Genomic DNA, 18,652 nt, shown 5'->3' with positions numbered 1-18,652 from the left:
CCTCGGGACTGGCGGAAATCCAAGACTTTCTACCAACGTCACCGTGCGACAGCACGATGACGAAGTCTTGGCCTCTCCCGCCGCCATGGGGCGCCGAGGCGCGCCCGCTTTTCCCCTTAAAAAGCCGACGCGCCCAACTTTTCTGTCAGGCTGCGATCATCCCGTCGTGCACCGGGCTCGATTGTGCATGTGCGAAAGACGGATCGGCTTCGACCGCTTCGCCGACGATCAGCATGGCGGGATCATGGGCGCTGATCGCCTCCACCAGAAAGGCCAGCGAGGATAGCCGCCCCCGGATGATTCGTTCGTTGGGCAGCGAGGCATTGACCACGACCAGCACCGGTGTGTCCGGGCTGCGCCCGGCGGCGACCAGTTGCTGGGCCACGGTCGCCGCCGCCGCGCGGCCCATATAGATGGCGAGCGTCGAATCGGCCGCGGCCAGCGCTGGCCAGTCGAGGTCGAGCGTCGCGCCCGCCTGGGCATGGGCCGTCACCAATGTCAGGCGGCGTGCCACGCCGCGAAGCGTCAGGCTGGTCCCCGCCGAGGCGACGGCCGCGCTGGCGGCGGTGATGCCGGGGCAGATTCGGACCGTCACGCCCGCCGCGCGGCAGGCGGTCACTTCCTCCGCCGTACGCCCGAAGATCGCCGGGTCGCCGCCCTTCAGCCGGACGACGCGCTTGCCCTCCAGCGCCGCCGCGACGATCAGCGCGTCGATCGTCCGCTGGTCCTTGGAGTGACGGCCCGAGCGTTTGCCGACGCTGATCAGCTCGGCGCGGGGGCCGATCAGGTCGAGGATGCCGGGGCCGACCAGCGCGTCGTAGAACACGATATCGGCCGCCGCGATCAGCCGCTCGGCCTTGCGGGTCAGCAGATCGGGATCGCCCGGCCCTGCCCCGACCAGCCAGACCGAACCGGCGGGAAATTCGTCATGCGGCATGGATATTCTCCTCGGCGAGCAGGCGGGCGAGCGCGGGGCGGCAGGATCCGCAATTGGTGCCCGCGCCCAGAGCGACCCCGATCGCGGCGACATCGGCCAGCCGCTGGTCGCGGATCGCCGCGACGATGGTGCGCATCCCGATATCGAAACAGGCGCAGACGATCGCGCCGCGATCCGCCTGCACCCCCGGCGCACGTCCGGCGAGCAGGGTCGGTGCGGCCTCCGCCTCGGCCAACTGGCCGATCAGCCAGTCGCGGCTGGGCAATTCGCCGCTTTCGGTCACGAACAGCGTGGCGACCAGCCGACCGCCCGACAGGATCGCGATTCGCCTGGTGCCACGCGCCGCATCGATCGCCTCGACCCGCTCGCCGCCGGGCAGGCTCGCCTCCAGCTTCACCGGATCGCCATCGCCCGCCAATTCCCACAGGCTGCCCGCCGGAACCGCGACGCGCGTCGCCCAAAGACAGGAGGGACGCCGCACCGGCTCGCCCGCGAGGATCAGGAAACCACGCCAGCGCGTTGCCACCGCCGCCAGCCGCGCCGGGGTTTGCTTGAAGCCCGGCTGGCCCGACACCGGATCGACCAGCGGACGCGGCAGCAGGCCGGTGCGTCCGCCGCTGGAGGTGCGGTCGGTCCAGTGGATGGGCGTGAAGATCTCCCCCCGTCGCTGCGCAGGCGTCACCCGCACGCGGTACAGGCTGTCGCCCTGCGGCGTCGCCACCCGCGCCAGTCCGCCATCGATGACGCCCAGCCCAGCGGCATCGTCGGGATGCACCTCGACCAAAGGCTCTTCGCGGTGGCGGGCCAGCTTGGGCGCCAGGCCGGTGCGGGTCATGCTGTGCCACTGGTCGCGATACCGACCGGTGTTGAGCGTCAGCGGCCAGGCGGCGAGCGGTCCGGAAATTGCCTTTTGCACGACCGTCACCAGCCGCGCCCGGCCATCGGGGGTGGAGAAGCGGCCATCGGCAAAGGGGGTGCCGCCCCAGCGGAACGGCGTCATCGCGTCATACTCCGCATTGCCCGCACTCGACAGGCCGGGCAGCGCGAACAGGCGCGCGCCGTCATTCTCATAGGCCGACAGACGGCAATGCTCGCGCCAGATCTCGGCGGGGCGATCATAGGCGAAGGCGGTCTTCCACCCCATGCGGCGGCCGACCTCCTTGACGATCCACCAGTCGGGCTTCGCCTCACCGGGCAGCGGGAACAGCGCGCGCTGGCGGCTGATCGTGCGGTCCGAATTGGTCACGGTCCCGTCCTTCTCGCCCCAGGCGGCGGCGGGCAGGCGGACATGGGCATAGGCCGAGGTGTCGGTGTCGGCGATCACGTCGCTGACCACGACGAAGGGACAGGCGGCCAACGCCTCGCGCACGCGGCCCGCATCGGGCATCGACACGGCGGGATTGGTCGCCATCACCCACAGCGCCTTGATCCGCCCCTCACCCAGGGCGCGGAACAGGTCAACGGCCTTCAGGCCGGGCTGTTCGGCGATGGTCGGCGCGGCCCAGAAACGCTGGACACGGGCGCGGTTGTCGGGCGCGAAGTCCATATGCGCGGCCAGCGTGGAGGCCAGCCCACCCACCTCGCGCCCGCCCATGGCGTTCGGCTGACCCGTGATCGAAAAGGGCTGCGCGCCGGGCTTGCCGATGCGCCCGGTCGCGAGATGGACGTTCAGGATCGCATTGACCTGATCGGTGCCGCTCAGCGACTGGTTCACCCCCTGGCTGAACAGGGTGACGGTGCGCGGGGTGGCGGCGAACAGTTCGTAGAAGCGGCGCAGGTCGGCCGGGGGCAGGTCGCAGGTCTTCGCGACCGACCAGAGATCGCTCCCCTCGCCCACCCGCTCCCAGAAATCGGCCGGAACCGACAGATGATCGGCAAGGAACCCCGCGTCGAGCGCCCCGGCCTCGCGGCACCAGGCGAGCAGGCCGTTCATCAGCGCCACGTCGCTGCCGGGGCGCAGCGGCAGATGCAGGTCGGCTTCCTCCGCCGTCTCGGTGCGGCGCGGATCGATGACGACCAGCTTGGCACCCGCATCGCACCGGGCGCGGATACGTTGATAGACGATGGGATGGCACCAGGCGGTGTTGCTGCCGACCAGCACGATCAGGTCGGCGGCGTCGATGTCTTCGTAAGACGCGGGCACCACGTCCTCGCCGAACGCGCGGGTATGGCCCGCCACCGCGCTCGACATGCAGAGCCGCGAATTGGTGTCGATATTGGCCGAGCCGATAAACCCCTTCATCAGCTTGTTGGCGACATAATAGTCCTCGGTCAGCAACTGGCCGGAGACGTAGAAGGCGACGCTGTCGGGACCATGCTGCGCGATGGTGTCGCGGAAGCGCTTGGCGACGAGGTCGAGCGCCTTGTCCCATGAGGCGCGGCGCTTGCCGATCATCGGGTGGAGCAGGCGGCCTTCGAGGCCGACCGTCTCGCCCAGATGCGTGCCCTTGGAACAGAGCCTGCCGCGATTGGCAGGGTGGTCGGGATCGCCCTCGATCTTGACGGCACGGTCGCCGGTGACGGTCGCGCGGATGCCGCAGCCGACACCGCAATAGGCGCAGGTGGTGCGGATCGCGTTCATGCGTTGCCCCTCCCCTTCAGGGGAGGGGTTGGGGTGGGGCAGTTCGGCCAGCGCAGCGCTTGTGGCGAGGCCCCACCCCCGACCCCTCCCCTGAAGGGGAGGGGGGAAAGCAGCATCATGCTCACGCCGCCGCCTTCAGGGTGCTGGCGCGGCAGATCAGGACGCGGCCGCCGCTGATCTTCACCGGCACGGTCGGCGTGCAGCCCTTGTCCTCGCCCAGTGCCTCGCCGGTGCTGAGCGAGATGCGCCAATTGTGCAGCGGACACGCCACCGCGCCACCATGGACGATGCCCTGGCTCAGCCGCCCATGCTTGTGCGGGCAGCGGTCGAGCAGCGCGAAGACCTTGTTCTCGCCGGTGCGGAAGACGGCGATGTCGTGGCCGCCCTCGACCTGCACCGTGCGGCTGCCGCGCACCGGGATCTCGTTGACCCAGCCGATATCGAGCCATTCGCCGATCATGCCATCTCTCCAACAGGTTGGAAGCGCGCCATCGGCGCATGGATTTCGCGTTCCTCACCCGCGACGCGCGCGGCCCAGGGATCATCCTGCGAGAAGCTCTGCGAATAGAAGAAGCGGCGGGCGAGTTCGGCGCGCGCTTCTTCGTCGGGCAACAGCCGCGACTGGATATAGGCGAGGCCGACCCGCTCGATCCACGGCGCAGTCCGCTCTAGATAGCGCGCCTCCTCGCGATAGAGCTGGACGAAGGCGGCGCACATCTCCATCGCCTCCGCCTCGGTCGCGACCTTGCAGAGGAGGTCGGTGGCGCGGACCTTGATCCCGCCATTGCCGCCGACATGGAGTTCGTACCCCGAGTCGACGCAGACCACGCCGAAGTCCTTGATCGTCGCCTCGGCACAGTTGCGCGGGCAGCCCGACACCGCGATCTTGAACTTGTGCGGCATCCACGACCCCCAGGTCGCACGCTCCAGCTTGACGCCCAGCCCCGTCGAATCCTGCGTGCCGAAGCGGCACCATTCGGAGCCGACACAGGTCTTCACGGTGCGTAAGGACTTGCCATAGGCATGGCCGCTGACCATCCCGGCAGCGTTCAGATCGGCCCAGACGGCGGGCAAGTCCTCCTTCTTGATGCCGAAGATGTCGAGCCGCTGGCCGCCCGTCACCTTGACCATCGGCGCGTTGAACTTCTCGACCACATCGGCGATCGCGCGCAGCTCCCTGGGGCTGGTGATGCCGCCCCACATGCGCGGCACGACCGAGTAGGTGCCGTCCTTCTGGATGTTGGCGTGCATCCGCTCATTGACGAAGCGGCTCTGCTGGTCGTCGACATATTCGCCGGGCAGCGCGCACAGCAGATAGTAATTGAGCGCGGGGCGGCAGGACGAACAGCCGTCCGGGGTCGACCAGTGCAGCTTCTGCATGACCTCGGGGATCGAGCGCATGTCCTGCGCGACGATCTCGCGGCGGACATCGTCATGACCGAAGCTGGTGCATTTGCACATCGTCTTCGGCCCCGCCTCGACCTCGTCGCCCAGCGTCAGCGCGAGCAGCGTCTCGACCAGCCCGGTGCACGAGCCGCAGCTGGCCGATGCCTTGCAGGTGGCACGCACCGCATCCAGGCTGTGCGCGCCCTTGGCGATGCACGACACGACCTGCCCCTTGGTGACGCCGTTGCAGCCGCAAATCTCCGCCGTGTCGGAGAGCGCCGCAACGGCCGCCTTAGGGTCCGCCTGCCCCCCTCCCGAGGCGAAGGCCTGGCCGAAGATCAGCGCGTCGCGAATGTCGCCGACGTTCTCGCCCTTCTTCAGCAGGTCGAAATACCAGTTGCCGTCGGCGGTATCGCCGTACAGCACCGCGCCGACGATCTTGTCGTCCTTGACCACGACACGCTTGTAGATGCCACGGCTGGCATCGCGCAGCACGATGTCCTCCGCGCCGTCGCCGCCGCCGAAATCGCCCGCCGAAAAGACGTCGAGCCCGGCGACCTTCAGCTTGGTCGCGGTGGCGGTGGGGCGATAGCCGCTGGGGCTGCCTGCCAGCGCATCGGCGAGGCTGCGGCACATGTCCCAGAGCGGCGCGACCAGGCCGTATACCTGTCCGTCATGCTCGACGCACTCGCCGACCGCCAGGATGCGCGGGTCGGAGGTGACCATATGGTCGTCCACCTTGATCCCGCGCCCGACGTCCAGCCCGGCGGCACGGGCCAGCGCGACGCAGGGACGGATACCGACCGCCATGACGACCAGATCGGCGGGGATCTCGCGGCCGTCCTTCAGGCGGATCGCCTCGACCTTGCCGTCGCCCAGGATCGCGGCGGTGTCGGCACCGCACAACACGGTTTGGCCGCGCGCCTCCAGCGCCTGCTTGAGCAGCCAACCCGCCGCTTCGTCCAGCTGCCGCTCCATCAGCGTCGGCATCAGGTGGAGGACGGTGACGGTCATGCCCCGGAGCGACAGGCCATGCGCCGCCTCCAGCCCGAGCAGCCCGCCGCCGATCACCACCGCGCTGCCACCCCGCTCGGCGGCGGCGAGCATGTGTTCGACATCCTTCATGTCGCGAAAGCTGATGACGCCGGGCAGGTCGTGGCCGGGCACCGGGATGATGAAGGGATCGGACCCAGTCGCGATCAGCAGCCGGTCATAGTCGAGCACCATGCCGCTCTGGGCGGTGACCGTCCGTGCCTCGCGGTCGATGGCGGTGACCGGATCGCCGCTGACCAGGGTGATGCCGTTATCCGCGTACCAGTCGAGGCCGTTGATGACGATCTCGTCGAACGTCTTCTCGCCCGCCAGCACCGGCGACAGCATGATCCGGTTGTAGTTCACCAGCGGTTCGGCACCGAAGATGGTGATGCGGTAACGGGCGGGATCGCGGGCCAGCAATTCCTCGACCGCGCGGCAACCGGCCATGCCGTTGCCGACGACGATCAGGTGTTCGCGGGTATCGACCTTGGCGGCGCTCAGGACTTCGTGTTTCATCGGTTCGATCCGTCGAAGAGGAAAAGCATCAGATCCGCACGCCCTCGGCCGCGCCCCAGCTGCGGCGCCAGCGGCTCTTGACCAGCATCAGGCCCGCCAGCGCGATCAGGGCCAGCGCGGCGAAGATCAGGAACCCGCCCGAAAAACTGCCCGTCCACTGCTTGGCGAACCCCAGCGACGAGGCGAGGTAGAAGCCGCCGATCCCGCCCGCCATGCCGACGAGGCCGGTCATCACGCCGATCTCGGCGGCGAAGCGCTGCGGCACCAGCTGGAAGACCGAGCCGTTGCCGACGCCCAGCGCCAGCATGGACAGGACGAACAGCGCCAGCGAGGCGGCGAACCCGTCGACCATCGCCACGCCGACCAGCGTCACGGCGGCGGCGGCGAATACGCCGAGCAGCGCCTTCACCCCGCCGATCGCATCGGCCAGCGCCCCGCCCATCGGCCGCACCAGCGAGCCCGCAAAGACGCAAGCCGCCGTGGCGTAACCCGCCTGCACCGGGGTCAGCCCGAAACGGTCGGTGAAATAGATGGGCAGGCTGGCGGCGAGGCCGACGAACCCGCCGAAGGTGACGGCATAGAAGCCCATCAGCCACCAGGCATCGGCCTGTTTCAGCGGCGCGAGATACTCGACCAGACGGCGTGGGCTAGGCGCGCCCGGCGCGTCCTTGGCCATCACCATATAGGCGAAGAAGACGAGGGTCAGCGGCAGGCAGGCCAGGCCGAGGACTGCGTTCCAGCCGAACAGCTTGGCCAGCGCGGGCGCGAACAGCGCGGCCAGCACCGTGCCCGAATTGCCCATGCCCGCCAGACCCATGGCCTTGCCCTGATGCTCGGGCGGATACCAGCGGCTGGCGAGCGGCAGCGCGATGGCGAAGCTCGCCCCCGCAAAGCCCAGGATGACGCCCAGCGCCAGTGTCCCGCCGAAGCTGTTCACCCCCAGCACCCAGGCGGAAAAGAGCCCGCCGATGACGATCAATTGGCTGATCGCGCCCGCGCGCTTCGGCCCGATCCGGTCGACCAGCAGGCCGTTGACGACACGCAGTACCGCACCCGCCAGCGTCGGCACCGCGACCATCACGCCCTTTTGCGCAGGCGTCAGGCCCAGGCTAGCGGAAATCTGCGGCGCCAGCGGGCCGAGCAGGACCCAGACCATGAAGGCCAGATCGAAATACAGGAACGCCGCGATCAGCGTCGGCGTATGGCCGCTCGACCAGAAACCGCCGTCATCGCCCGCTTTCGCCGCTTTGCTGTCATCCCAGAATGCCGTCGCCATCGTGCCGCCTCCGTAGGGCTCAGAGCCCAAAACGAAAAAAGCCGCCAGGACGCGGCGCCCTTGCGGGTCGCATCCTGGCGGCTTCGTTGCCTCCAAGCGGAATATGGGAACAACCCCGCTTCCGCCAGCGCGCCACCCCGTCGTTGGAGCAGACCGCGCCGTTATCTCGTGCCCGACGCCATTGCCGGGCGAATCGAAAATTGCCTGATTCGCCGACCGTGCGCAAGAGGCTTTCGCAAATGCAGCAAAATCATCCTCCCCGGTACGGGGAGGGGGACCAGCGAAGCTGGTGGAGGGGGATCACCCCATGGAATGACCTTGGTGGAAGCCCCCCTCCACCACCGCTTCGCGGCGGTCCCCCTCCCCATGCTGGGGAGGATCGTTACGGCAACTCCCTCAGATACTCCGGAATATCGTCGGGATCGAAGGCCCGCCCGTCGAAGAACCGGTCGCTTCCCAGCACCAGCCGTCCTTGCGTCGATCCCGCCCCGATCGGCTCGACCAGCGCGCCTTCCAGCTTGGAACTTGCCCCCGGCAGCGGCGCGCCCGATCCGGCCAGCGCGGCGCGGTAGAGGTCGGGGCGGAACACCCCCTGCGCCGTCGCGGCGTCGACACTCGAGAAGGGCAGCCCCTCCCACCGCACCATCTGCGCATAGAGCCAGCCCGCCTGGCTGCGCCACGGGAAGTTGGCCGCCTCGCGATACTGGAACATGAAGTCGGGATAATGGACCGGCTCGCCGCCCGGCACCACGCGGATGCGGTCGGTGATCGCGCGCAGGATCGCGCCCATCGGCGCGTCGAGATAATGGGAGCGCGACAGGATTTCGGCGCTTTGCTCGACCGTCTCGGGATCGATGAAATGCGCCGCCGCCGCGTGCAGCGCGCGGATCAGCCGCAGCACCGCGTCGCGCCGTTCCTCGGCCTGATCGGCGCGCATCGCCAGCACCTTTTCGACGCCGCGCCGCCAGATCTGCGCGGTGGCCAGCGCAATCCGCCCGACGCCGCGATCGACCGCGATCGAGTTCCACGGCTCGCCGACGCAGATACCGTCCACCTCTCCGGCCGCCAGTGCATCGGCGGCGAAGGGCGGGCTGGTCACGACGATATCGACATCCGTATCCGGCCGGATGCCGACCCCCGCCAGCCAGTAGCGCAGCATGTAATTGTGGCTGGAATGACGATGCACCACCCCGAAGCGCAACCGCTGCCGCGCCGCCACATCGCGCAGCGCTGCCCCGACCGCCATCGGATCGCCCAGCCCCTCGCCCAGCCCGCACGCCTCGCCCAGCGCGGTCGAAAAGGTGATCGCATTGCCGTTCAGCCCCAGGACGAAGGGGACCGCCACCGGCACCGCCGGACGATCGCGGCCGAGCGCGGTTGCGATGGCGAGCGGGGCGACCATGTGCGCGGCGTCGGTATGTCCGTACAGCAGCCGGTCGCGCACCGCCGCCCAGGTGACATCGCGCACCATATCGATGGCGACGCCCTGTTCCTCGGCAAAGCCCAGTTCATGCGCCAATATGGGCAGCGCGGCGTCGACCAGCGGCACGAAGCCGATACGGAACCGGTCGGGACTCACGACATATCTCCCATCAGCGCCTCGCTGGTCACGATCGCCTCGGCCACCTCGACGATGCGCCGGTTGGACTGCATCGCATGGCCGCGCAGCAGCGCATAGGCGGCGGGCTCGTCGATCCCGCGCCGCCGCATCAGGATCGCCTTGGCCCGGTCGATGGTCTGGCGGTCGGCCAGCGCGGTCTTCGCCTCGGCCAGTTCGGCCTGGAGCCGCGAAAAGGCCTGGAAGCGGCGGATCGCGACGTCGAGCACCGGCTTGATCCGCTGCTTCGCCAGCCCGTCGACGACATAGGCGGATACCCCCGCATCGACCGCCGCCAGCGCGCTTTCGGCATCCGACTGATCGACGAACATCGCGATCGGCCGGTCGAGCGCGCGCGACATGGCGAAGAAATCCTCCAGCAGGTCGCGGCCGGGATTTTCCAGATTGATCAGCACCACCTCGGGCGCGCACGCCTCGATCTGGCGGACGATCGGCCCGGCGGGATCGATCAGCACCTGATCGTCCAATCCGGCCTCGCGCAGGCCCTCGGCGATGATCGCCGCGCGCGTCGTGCTGGTGTCGATGATCGCGATCCTCACGGGCGGATGGACTAGCCGCAAAGTCGCGTGCCATCCAGTCCGGACGATGAAGGGCGGCATGACGTTTTTTTCAGGATCGCCGGGCCGAAGTGTTGCCTTGCAGCATCGCCGCCCTATGAGACGTTGCAACATACCACATTACCGGATCACCCATGGCCGTCACCGACCACTCGTTTCGCCGTTCCCGCCTGGCCGCGCTGGCCCTTGCCATGACCACCTGCGCCATGCCGCTATGCGCCAATGCACAGGAAAGCGAAGGGCAGGAGAAGGCCGAGGATCGTTCGGACATCGTGGTCCTGGGCACCCGTCACTCGGTCGACCGCACCCTGTCCTCCGACCCGGCGACCGAGCGCATGTCGCAGTCCAGCCGCTCGCTGGAACAGGATGTGTTGCAGGCGGCGGGCACGTACCGGCTGAACGACGCGCTGGAGCTGGTCAGCGGGTTCAGCCAGCAGAACAACCGCGGCGGCGTGCTCGACAATTTCGCTATTCGCGGCTTTCTGGGGACGCCGGACGGCGGCGCGGAATTCTATGTCGACGGCTTCATCGCCAATCGCGGCATGGTCCCGCCGCGCGACCCCGCCACGGTCGAGCGAATCGAGGTGCTGAAGGGCCCGGCGGGCGCGATCTTCGGCGAGGTCGATCCGGGCGGCCGGGTCAACATCGTCTCGAAGATGCCGCGCTTCACCCCCTATGGCCGGCTGACCGCGACCTATGGCTCGTTCGACACGCGCCGGGTCGAGGCGGATGCCACGGGGCCGCTCTCCGATACGCTGGCCGCGCGGATCGTCGTCGCGGCCGAGGACAGCGACGGCTGGCGCGACACGGTGTCGCTGAAGCGGCGGGTGGTGTCGCCCTCGCTCACCTGGGCGCCGAGCGATTCGCTGCGGCTGACCTATCTGGCCGAGTTCATGCAGTTCGACACGCCCTTCGATCGCGGCATCCCGGCGGTCGGCGACGATGCCAATGCCCTGCCCCGCTCCAACTATTATGGCGAGCCGTCCAACGGCCTCACCCGCTTCCGCAACGAGCGGCACCAGCTGACCGGCCTGGCGCAGCTGGGCGACGGATGGACGCTGAACGGCGGCATCGTCTGGCGGACCGGCTCGCTCAAGGGTTTTTCGGCGGACCAGTCGCGCATCGTCGGCACCCAGGTCTGGCGTCAGCGCCGCTCGCGCGATTTCGTGATCGACGATCTGGCCGCGCGGATGGAGCTGGCAGGCCATGTCGGGCGGCACCAGCTGAGCGTCGGCATCAAGGGTTATCGGATGACCTATGGCGAGCGCTGGATGCGGCGCAATCCGTCGGCGGCGGCGCCCTATGCGGTCGATCTCTACGATCCGGCCTCGACCTATGGCGGGACCGCCGCGTCGCTTCTGCCCTTCACCAACAATGACGAGAATCGCTGGGCGGGCACATTCTATGTCCAGGACATGTGGGCGGTGACCGACCGGCTGACCCTGGTCGGTGGCGCGCGGGTCGATCCCTATCGGCAGAAGATCGTCAACAACCGCACCGGCGGCGTCGGGCAGATCGTCGACGAGCCGGTCAAGTTCCGTGCAGGGGCCCGCTATGCGGTGGACGACCATGTCTCGGTCCATGCCAATTGGGGCGAGTCCTTCGTGCTCAATTCCGGCACCGGCCGCACCGGCGACGGATTCCAGCCCGAGGAGGCGCGCGGTTACGAAGTCGGCGTCGCGGGCCGCTGGACCGGGCTGGACCTGGGCATGACCTGGTTCGACATCGCCAAGAGCAACATCCTGACCACCGATCCGGTCGATCCCGGCTTCAACGCGCCGGTCGGCCGGATGAACAGCCGGGGGATCGAGGCCGACGCCTCGCTGCGTCTTGCCCGCCGGTGGCAGGTGATCGCCAACTACGCCTGGGTCCATGCCCGCAACGACGACAAGAGCTTCGCCACCACGGCGGTGCTGGGCGTGCCGACGCATTCGGGGACGGTGCTGGTCGTCCATCATCTGCCGCTGGCCGGGCGCGACTGGCAGTTGAGCGGCGGCGTCGCCTATGTCGGCGACCGCGCCGGTTCGCTCGATGCGCAGCCGCTGGTCCTGCCGTCCTATGTGAAGGCCAAGGCGGCGGTCGAAATGCCCGTCACCGACCAGCTGCGCTTCCGGCTGGAGGCCGACAACCTGTTCGACGCGCGCTATGCCGCGAGTTCGTACAGCCGGTTGTGGATCTATCCCGGCGCACCGCGAACGGTGCGGGCCTCGCTGCGGCTGGAAATCTGACATCTTATTCCTCTCCTGCAAGGGGAGGTGGCAGGCCGAAGGCCTGACGGAGGGGTGTCACGCTATCGAGCGCGGGGACACCCCTCCACCGTGCTGCGCACGGTCCCCCTCCCCTTGCAGGGGAGGATCGGGTCTATTCCGAATGAACCAACACGCGGCCCCTGCGTAGCCACCCCGCAACGCCATGTTTCGGGAATGCCGCGATGAACCACACTCATCTGCCACGACCACCGCTTGTCCTGGGCGCGGCGGGTGTGTTGCCGCCTCTGGCCTGTGTCGGGCTGGCGCTGGTCGATCCCGCGCTGACCCTGCCCGCGACGATCGGCGGCGGGCTTTACGCCGCGCTCATCCTGTCCTTCCTGGGCGGTATGTGGTGGATGGACGCGCTGCTCCGCCGCGACGATCGGGGCTGGCCCTATCTGGTCGCGGTGCTGCCCAGCCTGATCGGATGGGCATTGTTCTTGCCGCCGCTGCTGGCGGGCGGCTCGATCCGGATCGCGCTGATCCTGCTGGGTTTGGTCATTATGGTCACGCCGCTGGCCGACCTTCGGGTCGGCGATGCGATGCGGGCCATTACGGGCTGGGCCAGGCTGCGCTGGGCCTTGTCGCTAGGTCTGGGGGGCCTGACCCTGGTCCTGGGGCTGATCGCCCCCCACTGAGCGTTCAGGCGGACTCGTCGCGCGGGGCGGGATCGGGCGCACGCCCTTCGTCCTGTTCCCGCGCCTGGGCCTTTCGCCGCTTCAGATTTTCCCGAAGCGCCGCCGCCAGCCGCTCCGCCCGTTCGTCTTTTGCCATGGCTTTTCGCATAATCCGCACAAAGGTCGCTTGACAATGCCCGCCCAATCGTCTCTAGGCGCGCTTCCCGCGGTGAAACGCGAGTGCTGCCGTAGCTCAGTGGTAGAGCGCATCCTTGGTAAGGCTGAGGTCGTGAGTTCAATCCTCACCGGCAGCACCATTCTCCCCTCACCGCCTTAAGAGGCCGTAACGGGGAGCTTTCTTACCCCCACGCAAAACTTGATTGGGATCGTTTCGCCGGCTTGCTAGCTATGGTCGGATGAGATTCCGTTTTTCTTTCGGCGCACAGGTGTTCGTCGGCATGGCCGTGGGCCTGCTGCTCGGTCTGCTCGCCCGGTCGCAGGGCCTGGCCGGATTGGCCGAGGGCCTGCGCATCATCGGCGAGAGCTTCGTCCAGTTGCTCAAGGTGCTGGTCGTTCCGCTGGTGTTCACCGCCATCGTGGCGTCGATCGCGGCACTGCGCGACTTGAACAATGCCGCGCGGCTGGTCGCCGCCACCTTCATCTGGTTCGCTGTCACCGCGCTGATCGCCGTCACCATCGGCCTGACGCTGGGCACCGTGCTGCAACCCGGCCTGCATGCGGGCGTCGCGCCGGGCAGCGCGGTGCGGCCGGATACGGCGGGGTCCTGGCTCGACTTCCTGCGCGGGCTGATCCCGTCCAACATCCTGGGCCTGTCCGCCTCGACGAGCGCGGGCGACAATGGCGCGCTGAAGACCGGGCTGTCGTTCAACATCCTGCAGATCATCGTCATGGCGGTCGCGATCGGCGTCGCGGCGGTGCGGGTCGGCGACAAAGGCGAGAGTTTCCTTTCGTTTAACGCCTCCGCGCTCGCCATCTTCCGGCGCATCCTGTCCTGGGTGATCCGGCTGACCCCGCTCGGCTCGGGCGCGCTGCTTGGCAATGCGATCGTGCGCTATGGGTGGCAGTCGCTGTCCGCGCTCGGCAGCTTTGCGCTGGCCGTCTATATCGGCCTCGGCCTCGTGCTGTTCGTCGTCTATCCGCTCCTGCTGCTCGCCAATGGCATGTCGCCCAAGCGCTTCTATGCCGCCGCCTGGCCCGCCATCCAGTTGGGCTTCGTCTCGCGTTCCTCGATCGCCACCCTGCCGGTGACCGAAGACGCGGTGGAGCGGCGACTGGGTGTGCCGCGTGCCTATTCGGCCTTTGCGGTGCCCTTTGCCGCGACCACCAAGATGGACGGGTGCGCCGCCATCTATCCCGCGATTTCGGCGCTGTTCGTGGCGCAATATTACGGCCTGCCGCTGCATGTCGGCGATTATGTGCTGATCGTGCTGGTGTCGGTGCTTGGTTCGGCAGCGACGGCGGGGCTGACCGGGGCGGTCGTCATGCTGACGCTGACCCTGTCGACGCTGGGCCTGCCGCTGGAGGGGGCCGGGCTGTTGCTGGCGATCGACCCGATCCTCGACATGGGCCGCACCGCGATCAATGTGGCGGGCCAGGCGCTGGTCCCGACCATCGTCGCGCACCGGGCGGGCCTCATCACCGACACACCCCCGGCGGAGCGCTTGCCGGAGGTGCCGCAAACAGGGTAAACGCGTGCATGAGCTTGCGCGCGGTGTTCTGGTGGAGTAATACACGCGAGTGGCCGACCACCGGAACCCTGTGATGCGCCCCGACCCGTTCAATCCCGATCGTACCCCCCTGGACCGTCCTTACGAGCCGGTGGGACCCCATTATCCGCTCTATGATGCGGAGACGCAGAGCTGGACCTTCGGCCCCGATGAAGACGATGCGTCGCCCGAGCGGCCGCGTCGGAACATCCGCTGGGGCCGCTGGATCGCGCGCGCCATGGGGGCGGGCATCATCCTGCTGGTCATCGCCATCGCCTGGCTGGCCGTCACCGCGCCGCTGTCGCGCTCGCTCCAGCCGCCGACGCCGCCCTCGATCACGCTGACCGCCGATGACGGCACGCCCATTGCCCGGCGCGGGGCGATCATCGGCGCGCCGGTCGATGCCGCCAAGCTGCCCGCCCATGTGCGCGAGGCGTTCATGGCGATCGAGGACCGGCGTTTCTATTCGCACTGGGGCGTCGATCCGCGCGGCATCCTGCGCGCGGCCTGGCACAATGTCGGATCGGGCGGCGTGCGCGAGGGCGGATCGACCATCACCCAGCAGCTGGCGAAGAATGCGTTCCTCGATTCCGACCGGACGGCGGGTCGTAAGATCCGCGAGGCGATGATCGCCTTCTGGCTGGAGGCGTGGCTGACCAAGGACGAAATCCTGTCGCGCTATCTGTCCAACGTCTATTTCGGCGACAATGTGTACGGCATCACCGCCGCGTCGAAGCATTATTTCGGCCGCACGCCGGACAAGCTGAACATCGGTCAGGCGGCGATGCTGGCCGGGCTGGTCAAGGCGCCGTCGCGCCTCGCCCCCACCACCAACCTCAAGGGCGCGCGTGCACGGCAGGCCGTCGTCGTCGCGGCGATGGAGGATGCGGGCTTCCTGACCAAGGCGGAGGCCGATGCCGTCCAGCCGCAGCGCGTGCTCGCCTCGCGGCCCGAAACCTTGCCCAGCGGCACCTATTTCGCCGACTGGGTACTACCCGAGGCACGCGACCAGGCAGGCGAGATCAAGACCGAGGCGACCGTCCAGACGACGCTCAATCCCCGGCTCCAGCGGATCGCCGAGCGTACCGTGCGCAGCGCCGGTCTCAACCAGGCGCAGGTCGCGCTGGTCGCGATGCGCCCCGACGGCCGCGTCGTCGCGATGGTCGGCGGCAAGGATTATTCCAAGAGCCCGTTCAACCGCGCCACCCAGGCGCGCCGCCAGCCGGGCTCCGCGTTCAAGCTGTTCGTCTATCTGGCGGCCTTGCGCTCCGGCATGACCCCGGACTCGACCATCGAGGACGAGCCGGTCGATATCGCCGGGTGGAAGCCGCGCAACAGCGACGGGCGCTATCTGGGCAAGATCACCCTGCGCCAGGCCTTTGCGCGCTCGTCCAACGTGGCCGCCGCCCGGCTGACCCAGGCGGTCGGTGTGAAGTCGGTCATCAAGGCGGCGCGCGATCTGGGCATCACCACCCCGATCCCGAACGAGGCGACGATCGGCCTCGGCACCTCGACCGTCAGCCTGCTGGAGTTGACCGCTGCCTATGCCGCGGTCGCCAATGAAAGCTATCCGGTCGCCGCACGCGGCCTGAACGACGTCAAGGACAAGGGCTGGTATCAGTCGCTGACCGACCGCAAGACGGGCTTCGCCTCGTCGGTGCATGACGGGATGCTCGACCTTCTGTCCTCCTCGATCAAGACGGGGACGGGGCGGCAGGCGCTGCTGACCGTCGATGCCTATGGCAAGACCGGTACGACGCAGGACTCGCGCGATGCACTGTTCGTCGGCTTCGCGCGCGATCTGGTGGTCGGCGTGTGGGTCGGCAATGACGACAACACGCCCAATCCCGGCCTGTCGGGCGGCGGCGTGCCTGCCCGCATCTGGCGCGCCTTCATGCAGTCGGCGCTCGACATCCCGCCGGTCGCCGCCCCCGTCGTGCAGGAAGAGGTCGATCCCGACGCCATCTCCAATGGCATGGACGAGGAGATGATCCCGACCGAGAGCGATCCGGTCGGCGAGATCATCCAGGGCCTGGGCATCGACCTGCGCACCGGCGACGACGGCTCGATCACCGTCGGCCCCGGCCGCCGCCGCCCCGACCGCGCCGGTCCCCCGCCGGAAGATCGCCGCCCGCCCGACGAGCGCGACGAAGAGGAATAACACACGCTTTCGGGCGGGGGACGTCGTCGCGTGGCCCATTTCATGTTCACGCAAGACGCGATGGCGCGAAGAAGTTTGATTCGCGCAGAGGCGCGGAGGACGCAGAGAGACAATCGACATTTCCTCCATTCCTCCCCTGCAAGGGGAGGTGGCAGGCCGCAGGCCTGACGGAGGGGTGTACCCACTCGTTAGGTGAGACCACGCTCACGCCTGGTGACACCCCTCCACCATCCTACGGATGGTCCCCCTCCCCTTGCAGGGGAGGAATTGAGAACAGATCACTATCATGCTCTCTGCGTCCTCCGCGCCTCTGCGCGAACCAAAGCATGAGACGGAAGGGCTTGCCCTGTCCGCCCCTTCGCCGTTAAACGCGCGGTCATTCGCAAGGACCCGGTGAAATTCCGGGTGGCTATTCCGGCCGCCGATCCGCCGGACAACAGAATGCATGGCCCTATCCCCGCTCCTGCCGTCAGGACGCGCGCCGCCATGCGCGACATTCTGGTATTTCATGACTGTTCAAACCTATCGAACCCAATGGTTCTCCGACCTGGGAGACGCACGCCGTGACGTGCTCGCCGGGCTGGTCGTCGCCCTCGCGCTGATCCCCGAGGCGATCGGCTTTTCGATCATCTCGGGCGTCGATCCGCGCGTCGGACTCTATGCCTCGGTCGCGATCGCGATCGTCATTTCCTTTACCGGCGGGCGGCCCGCGATGATCTCCGCCGCGACCGCCGCCGTCGCGGTCGTCGTCACGCCGCTGGTCCGCGAGCACGGCGTCGATTACCTGTTTGCCGCGACCATCCTGATGGGCCTGATCCAGATCGCCGCGGGGCTGCTGCGCCTCGACCTCGTGATGCAGTTCGTCTCGCGCTCGGTCATCACCGGCTTCGTCAACGCGCTCGCCATCCTGATCTTCATGGCGCAGCTGCCGCAGCTGACCGGGGTGACGTGGCACAGCTATGCGATGGTCGCCGCCGGACTTGCCATCATCTACCTGCTGCCGCGCGTGACCAGGGCGGTGCCCTCGCCGCTGGTCGCGATCCTGGTGCTGGCGGGGATCAGCATCGCCATGGGCCTGCCGGTGCGCACGGTCGGCGATATGGGCCGCCTGCCCGAGGGACTGCCCAGCCTGACGCTGCCCAATGTGCCGCTGACCTGGGAGACGCTCCGCATCATCCTGCCCTATTCGCTGACCATGGCTGCGGTCGGCCTGCTCGAATCGCTGCTGACCGCGCAGATCGTCGACGACATGACCGACACCGACAGCGACAAGCGTCGCGAGTGCATGGGACAGGGCGGCGCCAACATCGCCGCCGCGCTGGTCGGCGGCATGGGCGGTTGCGCGATGATCGGCCAGTCGGTGATCAACGTGACCTCGGGCGGGCGCAAGCGGCTGTCGACGCTGACCGCCGGAGTCGTCCTGCTGATCCTGCTCGCCGGGTTTGGTCCCTTTGTCGGGCGTATCCCGATGCCCGCGCTGGTCGCCGTCATGGTGATGGTGTCGATCGGCACGTTCAGCTGGAACTCCATCCCGAATCTACGCCGCCATCCGCCGACATCCTCGGTGGTCATGCTGGTCACGGTCGTGGTGGTCGTCCTGACCCATGACCTGGCCAAGGGTGTGGCGGCGGGCGTGCTGCTGTCGGGTATCTTCTTTGCCGGAAAGGTCCGTCGCCTGTTCGCGGTCGAGCGGATCGAGACGGGTGAGGCGGTGCGCTACCGCGTGACCGGCCAGATCTTCTTCGCCTCGGTCGACCGCTTCACCCGCGCCTTCCAGGCGGAGCCGGGCCGCGATGTCGTGATCGACGTGTCGGCGGCGCATTTCTGGGATATTTCGGGCGTGGGCGCGCTCGACAAGATCGTCGCCCGGCTGCGCCGCGACGGGGCCGGTGTCGAGGTGATCGGCTATAACCAGGCGAGCGCCGATCTGGTCGACCGCTTCGCGCTGCACGACAAGACGGGCGTCGAGCTGGGCCTCGCGCCGCATTGAGG

13 protein-coding genes, 1 tRNA gene and 1 other annotated feature are annotated in these 18,652 nt (G+C 68.2%); of the genes, 6 read left to right on the top strand and 8 right to left on the bottom strand.

Annotated features, from left to right (window positions below; genetic code table 11):
* Nucleotides 1-145: 145 nt before the first annotated feature.
* From cobA to ACQR50_RS00900, 7 genes are all read right to left on the bottom strand, one after another.
* Nucleotides 146-937, bottom strand: coding sequence for a uroporphyrinogen-III C-methyltransferase (gene cobA / locus ACQR50_RS00930; RefSeq protein WP_428969452.1), 792 nt, complete (start codon nt 935-937; stop codon nt 146-148).
* Nucleotides 927-3,518: a molybdopterin-dependent oxidoreductase gene (locus ACQR50_RS00925; protein WP_428969451.1), complete on the bottom strand. Its 2,592-nt coding sequence runs from the start codon at nt 3,516-3,518 to the stop codon at nt 927-929. Before ACQR50_RS00925 ends, cobA begins: the two co-directional genes overlap by 11 nt.
* A 121-nt stretch (nt 3,519-3,639) precedes the next feature.
* Nucleotides 3,640-3,978 (bottom strand): nitrite reductase small subunit NirD, encoded by a 339-nt coding sequence (gene nirD / locus ACQR50_RS00920; RefSeq protein WP_172839614.1) that lies wholly within the window; start codon nt 3,976-3,978, stop codon nt 3,640-3,642.
* Nucleotides 3,975-6,455 carry a nitrite reductase large subunit NirB gene (gene nirB, locus ACQR50_RS00915; RefSeq protein WP_428969450.1) on the bottom strand — a complete coding sequence of 827 codons (2,481 nt, stop codon included), beginning with the start codon at nt 6,453-6,455 and terminating at the stop codon, nt 3,975-3,977. The genes nirD and nirB overlap by 4 nt, the downstream gene beginning before the upstream one ends.
* Nucleotides 6,456-6,483: 28 nt before the next feature.
* Nucleotides 6,484-7,731, bottom strand: a complete 1,248-nt coding sequence (locus ACQR50_RS00910) for a nitrate/nitrite transporter (RefSeq protein ID WP_428969449.1) — start codon at nt 7,729-7,731, stop codon at nt 6,484-6,486.
* Between the two features lie 382 nt (nt 7,732-8,113).
* Nucleotides 8,114-9,310 (bottom strand): ABC transporter substrate-binding protein, encoded by a 1,197-nt coding sequence (locus ACQR50_RS00905; protein ID WP_428969448.1) that lies wholly within the window; start codon nt 9,308-9,310, stop codon nt 8,114-8,116.
* The gene (locus ACQR50_RS00900; protein ID WP_428969447.1) at nt 9,307-9,888 is read right to left on the bottom strand and encodes an ANTAR domain-containing response regulator; all 582 of its coding nucleotides are present in this window, start codon (nt 9,886-9,888) and stop codon (nt 9,307-9,309) included. Before ACQR50_RS00900 ends, ACQR50_RS00905 begins: the two co-directional genes overlap by 4 nt.
* Nucleotides 9,889-10,040: 152 nt before the next feature.
* Between ACQR50_RS00900 and ACQR50_RS00895 the strand changes: the two genes are divergently transcribed.
* Together ACQR50_RS00895 and ACQR50_RS00890 are read left to right on the top strand one after the other, a co-directional pair.
* Nucleotides 10,041-12,134: a TonB-dependent receptor gene (locus ACQR50_RS00895; RefSeq protein WP_428969446.1), complete on the top strand. Its 2,094-nt coding sequence runs from the start codon at nt 10,041-10,043 to the stop codon at nt 12,132-12,134.
* Between the two features lie 203 nt (nt 12,135-12,337).
* Nucleotides 12,338-12,793: a DUF3429 domain-containing protein gene (locus ACQR50_RS00890; RefSeq protein WP_428969445.1), complete on the top strand. Its 456-nt coding sequence runs from the start codon at nt 12,338-12,340 to the stop codon at nt 12,791-12,793.
* A 4-nt stretch (nt 12,794-12,797) separates the two neighbouring features.
* Here the strand turns inward: ACQR50_RS00890 and ACQR50_RS00885 are convergent, their stop codons facing one another.
* Nucleotides 12,798-12,929 (bottom strand): hypothetical protein, encoded by a 132-nt coding sequence (locus ACQR50_RS00885; protein ID WP_257787193.1) that lies wholly within the window; start codon nt 12,927-12,929, stop codon nt 12,798-12,800.
* Between the two features lie 85 nt (nt 12,930-13,014).
* Here ACQR50_RS00885 and ACQR50_RS00880 point away from each other — a divergent pair.
* The 4 genes from ACQR50_RS00880 (at nt 13,015) to ACQR50_RS00865 (ending at nt 18,650) form a co-directional block, all read left to right on the top strand.
* Nucleotides 13,015-13,089, top strand: a tRNA-Thr gene (locus ACQR50_RS00880).
* Nucleotides 13,090-13,188: 99 nt separating this feature from the next.
* A complete protein-coding gene (locus ACQR50_RS00875; protein ID WP_428969444.1) occupies nt 13,189-14,481 on the top strand; it encodes a dicarboxylate/amino acid:cation symporter in 1,293 nt (430 codons plus the stop codon).
* A 73-nt stretch (nt 14,482-14,554) separates the two neighbouring features.
* Nucleotides 14,555-16,660 (top strand): transglycosylase domain-containing protein, encoded by a 2,106-nt coding sequence (locus ACQR50_RS00870; protein WP_428970610.1) that lies wholly within the window; start codon nt 14,555-14,557, stop codon nt 16,658-16,660.
* A 383-nt stretch (nt 16,661-17,043) separates the two neighbouring features.
* Nucleotides 17,044-17,099 (top strand) — a sequence feature (sul1 is cis-regulatory element that is thought to sense ions involved in sulfur or methionine metabolism; They are found in Alphaproteobacteria).
* A 69-nt stretch (nt 17,100-17,168) separates the two neighbouring features.
* Complete coding sequence (locus ACQR50_RS00865) at nt 17,169-18,650, top strand: SulP family inorganic anion transporter (protein ID WP_428969443.1); 1,482 nt, start codon at nt 17,169-17,171, stop codon at nt 18,648-18,650.
* Nucleotides 18,651-18,652 lie beyond the last annotated feature (2 nt).

The sequence above is a fragment of the Sphingomonas sp. Xoc002 genome (genome assembly GCF_050408055.1).
Taxonomy (GTDB): Bacteria; Pseudomonadota; Alphaproteobacteria; order Sphingomonadales; family Sphingomonadaceae; genus Sphingomonas; species Sphingomonas yabuuchiae.
This window is presented reverse-complemented; position numbering and strand designations above follow the sequence as displayed.

Excerpts from the sequence above, each read along its gene's own strand:
- cobA (WP_428969452.1), bottom strand. The coding sequence starts at position 937 with ATGCCGCATGACGAATTTCCCGCCGGTTCGGTCTGGCTGGTCGGGGCA.
- ACQR50_RS00925 (WP_428969451.1), bottom strand. The coding sequence starts at position 3,518 with ATGAACGCGATCCGCACCACCTGCGCCTATTGCGGTGTCGGCTGCGGC.
- nirD (WP_172839614.1), bottom strand. The coding sequence starts at position 3,978 with ATGATCGGCGAATGGCTCGATATCGGCTGGGTCAACGAGATCCCGGTG.
- nirB (WP_428969450.1), bottom strand. The coding sequence starts at position 6,455 with ATGAAACACGAAGTCCTGAGCGCCGCCAAGGTCGATACCCGCGAACAC.
- ACQR50_RS00910 (WP_428969449.1), bottom strand. The coding sequence starts at position 7,731 with ATGGCGACGGCATTCTGGGATGACAGCAAAGCGGCGAAAGCGGGCGAT.
- ACQR50_RS00895 (WP_428969446.1), top strand. The coding sequence starts at position 10,041 with ATGGCCGTCACCGACCACTCGTTTCGCCGTTCCCGCCTGGCCGCGCTG.
- ACQR50_RS00890 (WP_428969445.1), top strand. The coding sequence starts at position 12,338 with ATGAACCACACTCATCTGCCACGACCACCGCTTGTCCTGGGCGCGGCG.
- ACQR50_RS00885 (WP_257787193.1), bottom strand. The coding sequence starts at position 12,929 with ATGGCAAAAGACGAACGGGCGGAGCGGCTGGCGGCGGCGCTTCGGGAA.
- ACQR50_RS00875 (WP_428969444.1), top strand. The coding sequence starts at position 13,189 with ATGAGATTCCGTTTTTCTTTCGGCGCACAGGTGTTCGTCGGCATGGCC.
- ACQR50_RS00870 (WP_428970610.1), top strand. The coding sequence starts at position 14,555 with ATGCGCCCCGACCCGTTCAATCCCGATCGTACCCCCCTGGACCGTCCT.
- ACQR50_RS00865 (WP_428969443.1), top strand. The coding sequence starts at position 17,169 with ATGACTGTTCAAACCTATCGAACCCAATGGTTCTCCGACCTGGGAGAC.